The 8526-nt window shown below is 43.4% G+C and carries 4 protein-coding genes, 1 pseudogene and 1 riboswitch; all 5 genes and pseudogenes read right to left on the reverse strand.

Annotated elements, in window-relative coordinates; translation table 11 throughout:
* Nucleotides 1-6: 6 nt before the first annotated feature.
* The 5 genes and pseudogenes from I4V44_RS18245 to I4V44_RS09600 all read right to left on the reverse strand — a co-directional run bounded on the left by I4V44_RS18245 (nucleotide 7) and on the right by I4V44_RS09600 (nucleotide 7987).
* A pseudogene (locus I4V44_RS18245) lies at nucleotides 7-279 on the reverse strand (DUF6783 domain-containing protein).
* Nucleotides 195-3149, reverse strand: coding sequence for a hybrid sensor histidine kinase/response regulator (locus tag I4V44_RS09585; RefSeq protein ID WP_196002660.1), 2955 nt, complete (start codon nucleotides 3147-3149; stop codon nucleotides 195-197). The pseudogene I4V44_RS18245 and the gene I4V44_RS09585 overlap by 85 nt, the downstream one beginning before the upstream one ends.
* 5 nt (nucleotides 3150-3154) lie before the next feature.
* Nucleotides 3155-5005, reverse strand: coding sequence for an ABC transporter substrate-binding protein (locus I4V44_RS09590; RefSeq protein ID WP_196002661.1), 1851 nt, complete (start codon nucleotides 5003-5005; stop codon nucleotides 3155-3157).
* Nucleotides 5005-7188 carry an ATP-binding response regulator gene (locus I4V44_RS09595; protein ID WP_196002662.1) on the reverse strand — a complete coding sequence of 728 codons (2184 nt, stop codon included), beginning with the start codon at nucleotides 7186-7188 and terminating at the stop codon, nucleotides 5005-5007. The genes I4V44_RS09590 and I4V44_RS09595 overlap by 1 nt, the downstream gene beginning before the upstream one ends.
* The gene (locus I4V44_RS09600) at nucleotides 7172-7987 is read right to left on the reverse strand and encodes a substrate-binding periplasmic protein (protein WP_196002663.1); all 816 of its coding nucleotides are present in this window, start codon (nucleotides 7985-7987) and stop codon (nucleotides 7172-7174) included. The genes I4V44_RS09595 and I4V44_RS09600 overlap by 17 nt, the downstream gene beginning before the upstream one ends.
* 180 nt (nucleotides 7988-8167) lie before the next feature.
* Nucleotides 8168-8261: riboswitch (cyclic di-GMP riboswitch) on the reverse strand.
* Nucleotides 8262-8526 lie beyond the last annotated feature (265 nt).

Here is an 8526-nt window from a genome sequence, read left to right on the forward strand (position 1 = left end):
CACAGTTCAAACAGAAAACTTACCTGATTCAGTTAAACTTACCCTAGAGTGTGTCTGAAAAATCATTCCCGCAATCTGCACGCCCCACTTTGCGGGATATTTCACCCAAATTCAGTTGCCGTAGCCCGCTACGGCGCCCTCATCCGGGCAAAATATCACACAAATTGTGACGCACATCTTGCAGAAAGCCTTTTTCAGACACGCTCTAGACTGTTTTGTAATGTACTGATCAGTTCCTCTATAACAATTGGTTTGGATAGAAATCCATCCATACCACATGCCAGTGCTTTCTTTCTGTCTTCGTCAAAAGCATTGGCAGTCATGGCAAGGATCGTAATTCCCGCCAGTGCCGGATCATCCAGTGAACGGATCTGCTCAGTAGCCTCATATCCGTTCATTACAGGCATCTGCACATCCATAAGCACCAGATCATAATCACCTGGTCTTGAATTCTTAACCTTCTCCACAGCCTCTGCTCCATCTTCCGCTGTATCAACCCGAAAACCATATTCACTAAGGAGCGCTACTGCAATTTCACTGTTCAGTTCATTATCTTCCACAAGCAGTATGCGCCTGCCTCTGAAATCTGAATCTGCTGCTGGAAGAATATTATCATCTGCCCCGGCCTGCTTCTGGCCGATAGCAGCCATCAGAGTCTCTCTGATATCTGACATAAACATAGGTTTGGCACAGAATGCAGTCACCCCTGCTGCCCTGGCTTCCACTTCAATATCTGACCAGTCATAAGCAGTCAGGATAATGATCGGCGTATCGTCACCAAGACTACGGATCTGACGGGTAACTTCAATGCCGTTCATATCAGGCAGACGCCAGTCAATAATATAAGCGTGGAATGCATCTCCCATTTCCACAGACTGCCGTGCGCGGAGAACAGCCTCCTTACCGGAAAGTGTCCATTCTGAACGCATTCCAACCTTCACAAGCATCTTAGTCACACTGTCACAGGTATTGAAATCATCGTCTACTACCAATGCTTTCAGACCTTCCAGCTCTGCGATTTTCTCTATACGGTGGTTCTCAGGCTGGATCCGTAATGGCAAACGGATAATAAATTCAGTACCTTTGCCCTGTTCTGTCTGAACCTCAATGGTTCCGCCCATCATATCCACGATATTCTTGGTGATAGCCATACCCAGTCCTGTACCCTGAGTCCTGCTTACAGTGGAAGTCCGCTCTCTCTCAAAAGGAGAAAAGATCTTCTGTACAAATTTCTGACTCATGCCGATTCCGTTATCCTTTACCCGGATTTCGTACAGTTCACAGCCTCTCTGTGTACCCGGATACTCTCTCAGCCGGACAGAAACGGTTCCGCCTGCAGGAGTAAACTTGATCGCATTGGACAAAAGATTCAGCAGTACCTGATTCAGCCTGGTCTTGTCACAATAAACATCCTCATTGGTAACATCCATGACATCCATGTAAAGCTCTAACTGTTTCGCATGGATCTGTCCGCTGATAATGGTTTTCAGATCATGAAGAACCTCTGACAGACTGACTTCCGTCTCTTCCAGATGGATTTTCCCGCTCTCAATACGGCTCATATCCAGGATATCATTGATCAGTGAGAGCAGATGATTACTGGAGGAAAGAATCTTACCCAGATAATCCCGAACCCTTTCTTTATCATCAATGTTGCTTACAGCCAGTGTGGTAAAACCAATAATCGCATTCATTGGTGTCCGGATATCGTGAGACATATTGGAAAGGAAGGTGCTCTTTGCCTTGTTTGCAGTCTCCGCAGCGCGAACCGCCTCAGAAAGGGCCTGATTCATTTTTCTGTCAGAGGTACGATCTGACAGAACCAGGATATATTTCTTTTTCCCGTTTACCTCGCTGCCCATTGCAACGTTATGAAACCAGCGTTGTTCTCCGGTTTTCTGATGAACATATTCAAAATCCCATTCCTGCTGTTCATGAACCTGGATTTCTTCCAGATAATTCTTCTCCGGATCTTCAACGTCCCCGGGATGCAGTTTTCCAAGGACACAAATATCTTTACGAATCTGTTCTACTGTAATTCCCAGCAGTTTTTCCACATTGGGACTGACGTAATCTGCCTGATATGTTTTTGCATCCAGCATCAGGAAAACGTCATCTACATTCATTGAAAGCTTTTGAAACAGTTCGTCCCTGTACAGGATCTCCGTATCCTTTCTCTTCAGATTTACCCTGTTTTTCCGGAGAATAATTCCAATAAAAAGGCCGGCAATACACACCGCTACTGCACTTACAAGCAGCACAGTGCTACGCTGCAGAACATTCATACTTGCATTGACGATATCAGCCTGGACAAGTCCCAGAAAGATCCAGTCCTGAGGTTTGGATTTCTCATAGACCAGATAGTAATCCTCTCCATCCAGATTTATCAGCATTGCATCTGTATGTCCTTCCTTAAACTCTTCTGAGAGTTTAAGAATCTCTTTTTCAGACATATTGGAATGTTCTCTCAGAATCCCAAAGAAATTATACACCTCTCCCCATGCCTCAGAAGAATGATCCACAACAACACGGCCATCCGGATGAACCACATAACTCTGGGCATTTCCATTGAAAGCAGAAATATTCAGCACATTTACGATATCGGAGTTTTCATAGGCAATGGCAATTGCATCATATTCAAAGCCCTGATAACTTCCATGAGGCCTGGGAGTGGCAAAAACAAGGAGCTGGGATTTTCCGGGAACTGTTGCATTGGTTATCACATCATTTCCCTGCCGGATCTCATCTTCAATATTTTCCTGTAATCCCAGATAGCCGGTTTCACCTGTTGCCATCTTATAGTTCCCGTCCGCTGACAGGAAATAAAAATCTAAAAAGCCTGCATCTTCCTGTGCTTTCTCTATATACTCACGAATTTCACTTTCATCGGAAGTGTTCTGCAGATATTCCCCCCATATATGGAGATAAGTCAGATTCTTATTTGTCAGCTCACTCAGCATATTATCAGACTGATGAAAAATTTCTGTCAGGTGAGAAACACTTTCCTCATAAACAGTCTTCGATACAAACCCCAAATATCGGAAAACAGTCAAAAGGATTCCAACGAATACGGCAATAAAGACTGCTGTCTTTAATCGTTTTCTCACAACCCGCTTCTTTCTGTTTGTATTATGATTTTTAACATCCATTCTTCTCACCTCAGAGTAATGTAGTCTTCAGGCTCTGCAAGAATGGCATTACCATCTGATACATATGTTGTCCAGGTATCTTCCACAGGGGTATCCCCTCCATCAAATACAATATTTTCCTCTGCCGCATAAACATCCATATATTGTGGTGCTGCAAGGCAGGTCACAGTAAAAGCATCCTTGTCCTGAATCTGTTTTCCATCCTTTGTAACTTTACTCAATGTATAACCATTATCCGTTTCCTTGACTTCTACAGAAATACCACTGAACACAGGCAGAGAGCCGCGGTTAAAGGGGATAAATCCTCCCTGGTAGCCTTCTACGAAGTTTCTGACCGTTTCCTTCAGTTCTGCCCCGCTCATCTCACTGCTGTAAGCGGAAAGCTCGTTTGGCATAATCATGTTGCCTGCCATTTTTTCTGTATAACCGGCCTTCAGTACATTTCCTGTAAAGCTGTTTCCTGTTGCAATCAGCACATCCGTCCCATAAATACCGCGCAAAGTGTTTGCCATAACAGAATAGGCTTCATTGCCTCCGCTGGTATGGAAACGATTGGAATAAGTTTTCTTTGAATCCAACACAATATCCTCAGAAGTGGATTTTTCTTCAAGAAGCTGGGAATTAAATGACTGATAAGCCTGCTCTGCATTATATTCTCCTGAGATCATCTTAGACACCACATCCCTGGAAATGGAAAAAAAGTCATTTGACGCAATACGGATATACATATGGTTTTCTTCGATCACAGGTTTCACATCCTTCAGATATTCCGTAAGCCGGAAATCCACATCCTGGCTATAGCTTAACAGATCCTGCCCATCATAAATGATCCGGTTCTGCGCATCCTCTGAAAGCATTGTGTTCAGTACCTTCATTGCTTTCTGCCGACGTGTTTCATCCTTTGTCAGGTCACGGTTTAAAGCTATCTGGAAATATGGTGTAGTCATCAGCCACTTTTCGCCGTTCTGCTGAAAGAATGGCAGGAATGTTGTGTTAATGCCCTGATCCTGGAACATTTTTACACCGGCAGAACTGCCGAAATACATGGCAAGCTTACCACTTTTGTACATCTCAACCACATCATCATAATTCATATCCAGATCATCCTGGCTCAGCCCTGTATCCTGAATAAACTGCTCCATACGTTCAAAAGCCTCCGGCCAGACGGTACTGTCCAGACCTTCTCTCTTTGTATTGTCCGGGTCACTGTAGATGGTACGCCACTTACGTCCATCCACAGAAGACAGCTCTGATGCAGACAGACCCTGCAGTGTTTCCATACAGGTATAATCATAGTAATAGTCTGCAGTAAACCCACGGATACCCACCTCATCAAATGCCTGGCAGGCAGAAACGAAGCTTTCATAATCCGTTGGAAGAGGAATATCATACTTTTCAAAAAGATCTTTGTTCACTACAAAGCCATGGGCATCTGCACACACAGGAAGCCAGTTTACGCTGCCATCCTGATTTCTGAAACTGTTAAGGTATGTATCATAGACAGCACCTGCAGCATTGGTTGTGGAAAGATCCATCAGACTGTCCTTCAGGGGACTTGCATCATGGAGGGAAAACCTGCAGCAGGTTATAATATCCGGTAATCCGCCGTTTTCATCCAGAAAACGATAGAAATCCAGATTATTATTGCCTACTACAAATTCAATGTTGATATCCGGGAGCTGTTCCTGGATGTATGATGCATATTTTTCATACAGACTTGTGGTCCATAAATACACTGTGATGGTTTCTGCGTCTTCTTTTTCCGCACTTTTCCCGCCACAGCCAGACAGAAGTGACATAACCGTCACCATCACCAAAAGTACAGAAACTAACTTGTTCCATTTTTTCTTTTTCATTATAACTTCTCCCTCTGATTGCGTTTTACTAACTCATTGATCACTTTTACTAATAATTTCCCATCAACAGGCTTGGCAATATGTTCATCCATTCCTGCTTCCTTTGCTCTCATTTTGTCCTCAGTAAACGCGTTTGCTGTCATGGCAACGATCGGTATCACTTTTGCATCCTCTCTGTCCAGAGAGCGGATCATCTTTGCTGCTTCATATCCATTCATGACAGGCATCATAATATCCATAAGAATAACATCAAATTCTCCAGGTCTGTTTTTTCTGAATATGTCAACAGCCTTCTGTCCATTCCATGCTTTTGTCACCACAGCGCCTTCATTCTGAAGCACAAATTCTGCAATCTCCATATTCAGCTCATTATCCTCTGTCAGAAGAACATGGAGCCCCTGGATAGAAGTTTCTGTTTTTTCTTCCGTTTCAGTCCTGTCCTTCATATCTGCATCAATCTGGAATGGAATCCGGATTACAAATGTAGTCCCTGTGCCTTCTTTACTTTCAAAGGAAATGGTTCCGCTCATTTTTTCCACCAGTTTTTTTGTGATTGGCATTCCAAGTCCTGTTCCGGCGAATTTTGTGCGGCTTCCTGCATGTTCCTGTGCAAATGGTTCAAAAATGCGTTTCTGGAATGCCTCTGTCATTCCGATCCCGGTATCTCTGCAGACAAATTCCAATGTGGTCATTGCTGTCTGTTTCGATGGGATTTCCCGACAGCTGATATAGACATATCCGTTTTCTTTGTTATATTTCACCGCATTGGACAGAATATTCATCAGGATCCGTTTCACATGCACCGGACTTCCAATAAGATTCCAGTGTGTAACTTCTTTCTCTTCCCAAAGGATCCGGATATTCTGCTCCGCAGCCATCTGTTCGATCACACCCAGTATTTCCTCAGAAATACTGTTCAGATTAAATGGGATTTCTTCCAGAATCACTTCATCTGATTCCAGTTTGCTCATGTCCAGAACCTCGTTTATCAGTTCCAGCAACAGATGGGATGCCTCTTTGATCTTTGCCCTGCATTCCGTCTGTTTCTTCATATCCTCTGCATAATGGTCTGCCACATCGATCATACCGCAGATTCCATTGATCGGTGTCCGGATATCATGGCTCATTCGCTGTAGAAACTCGGTTTTTGCCTCATTGGCTGCTTCTGCTTTTTTTGCTGCTCTCAGAAGTTCTGCTTTATATTTTTCATCTTTTTCCTGTTCCTGTTTCCGGTGTGCCAGATCCGCTCTGTATCCCCAGAAGCAGAATATACCGAATATGAGTAAATAAAGAAAAACGACAGCTGTTATACTTAGCGGCAGGTTACGGAATACTTCTGTATCCGGAAGATATGCGTAGATATAATAATCACGCTGCTTAAGCATGATTCCATAACATCCGGTTCCTTCCTTCCTCAAATGATAGATATGCTGACTGTCTGTATGCTTTTTCATTGCCTGAACAACTTCGTTGTCGGCTGTATTCTGCCCCAGCAGACTCTCATCATTGCTGGCAACAACAATCCCATCGTCTGCAACAATAACCGTTCCATCTTTCTGGATACTATAACCATTTAAAAGCCCTTGTATCGTCAGTGTATAGTTTCTGGCAAATTCAGGAGGTGTGTAATAGTAGATTGCCACAATACCCGGTGCATCTTTTCTGGCACAGGCTGCAATATCAATATAGGATCCGTCTTCCCTGGTAAACCGTTCCGAATAAGATCTTTCTTCATATCCGGCAAAATCCATGATAATGTCCTTTTGCAGATATGCCGTAATCTCACCGGTCAGAGACTCATCCATGCTGTATTCGCAGTCCGTCTTTCCAACTGCATCCAGCACAAGGATACCATCCACCCAGAGAGTCTGAAGATTTTCTTTCAGGAACTCCTGGCTCAGATGACCGCCGTTTTCTATTTCCATATCGATATTCGTACTCATCTGTCTGGCACTTTCAATCGCACGGAGGAGACTTTTGGATTCCGAAGATTCATTATAATGGGTATAGGTGGAACACTGCACTTTGACATAATTTACAATCTCTACCATTCTTTTCTCTGCTTCCGCTTTCTCCGTATGAAAGAAATAAAACAGAGAAACTACAGCCACACAGATTCCAATCAGACCACCGAACAGCTGGATTCGTTTTTCTTTTTTCTTTCTCTTAATATCCAAGATCATCCACCTCCAGATACTTCTGGGGATCATCCAGATATTTTTTAATAATTTTCAGGGAGGTGCCATCCTGACGCATTTCTTCCAGCGTCTGATCCATCTGCTCACAGATTCCCCTGTCATCCTCTTTTGCAAAAGCAACACCTATCCCGACGACCATCAGTGGCTCTTCCAGGATACGGAAGCTTGCGTCATAATCTTTCATGTACTGGACAATGGATTCCTCATGTGCAGCAACTGCGTCCACATATCCTTTTCCCAGAAAAGTATAGATCAGTTCCCTGTGCCCAAGACTGATCAGATTTCCCAGTTTGGGGATTCTCTCATCTGTCCGGTTCAGAAAGATACCTTCCGGTTTGGTTGTGGATTGGACGGCAAGGTTCTTTCCCTCCAGGTCACTTAGTTTATAGATATCACTGCTCTCATTTACAGCAACTACCTGGCGACTTGCTATGTACGGTCCTGCCCAGCGGTAATCGTCAAGGCGGCCTTCCATGGAAAAACAGCCCATAATACAGTCGATCTCTCCGCTTTCTACCAGTTCTTTTTTCTTCTCCCAGTTGATCTGGACAACATCCACCTGATACCCCATTCTTCTGAAAGCTTCTGTAGCCAGTTCCACATCAATTCCTGTGGGGATTCCATCTTCATTCAGATAATTGTATGGCGGATAACTGTCACTGCCCAGGGTGATAACGGGCTTTTCCCTTTCTTTTTTAGTGATATTTGTGTTTTTGCACCCTGCCAGGGATGCCGCTATAATTCCCACAAGCAGAATGCCTGCAATCACTCTTTTTCCTTTCATCTTTTCTCCATTCCTGCTGTTCTTCTCTATTTTCCATCAAAATTTAACCGAATCAGGTAAGTCCCCTGCGGAGGTTTCGAAGATCCGCTTGAAGACAAAAAAAGTTCCTTGTAAAAAATTTTTACAGGAACTTTTTCCATAATACCCATTTAACATTTACCTTTTATTATTACTGAGGCATGATGCAACCGGCTGGCATGGCCAGATTTCAATCTGACTTTAGCTCCTTCTGGCTTTGCGTCCCGGCTTTTCAACCGGCTTGCTAATAAATATGCCATAAAAAAATCTTTTTTTATTATAGCACTCATACTATATCATGTCTATAAGAAAATATGTTACTGTTCACAGCAACACGCTTCGCAATGCACAGAATTTATGCTAATCGCATAAATTCGCGCAGTATGTCTCGGGTTTTCTGTGACCTTCGCTCACAAAAAACACCTCGCGGGATATTGCCAGTGAACCAATGGTATTTAGATAATCTATACCCTTAGTTAGTCTTAAGGGTCTAACAAAAAGATTACAAAAGCCTTGACTTT

The organism is Blautia sp. 1001283B150304_161114_C9, assembly GCF_015668165.1.
Taxonomy (GTDB): domain Bacteria; phylum Bacillota; class Clostridia; order Lachnospirales; family Lachnospiraceae; genus Blautia_A; species Blautia_A wexlerae.